A 455-nucleotide genomic window follows, 5' to 3' on the forward strand; every position below is an offset into this window, starting at 1 on the left:
CTGACCGAGGAGGACATCGTCGCCACGATCGAGTACATCGTCCGGCTGCACGCCGGCGAGGTCTCGATGCCGGGGGCCGGCGGTGAGGTGGTGGTCGAGGTCGACGACATCGACCACTTCGGCAACCGCCGCCTGCGCACCGTGGGCGAGTTGATCCAGAACCAGGTGCGGCTGGGCCTGGCCCGCATGGAGCGGGTCGTGCGTGAGCGCATGACGACCCAGGACGTGGAGGCGATCACTCCGCAGACCCTGATCAACATCCGCCCGGTGGTGGCGTCGATCAAGGAGTTCTTCGGCACCTCGCAGCTGTCGCAGTTCATGGACCAGACCAACCCGCTGGCCGGGCTGACCCACAAGCGGCGCCTGTCCGCCCTGGGTCCCGGTGGTCTGTCGCGTGAGCGGGCCGGGTTCGAGGTCCGTGACGTGCACCCCTCGCACTACGGCCGCATGTGCCC

General features: G+C 68.8%; 1 protein-coding gene. It reads left to right on the forward strand.

The annotated features are described in order from the left end of the window. A partial coding sequence (locus IEY93_RS39160; RefSeq protein ID WP_506344928.1) for an RNA polymerDNA-directed RNA polymerase subunit B occupies nt 1-455 on the forward strand: 455 nt, incomplete at both ends.

The organism is Sphaerisporangium melleum, from assembly GCF_014646695.1.
Classification (GTDB): domain Bacteria; phylum Actinomycetota; class Actinomycetes; order Streptosporangiales; family Streptosporangiaceae; genus Sphaerisporangium; species Sphaerisporangium melleum.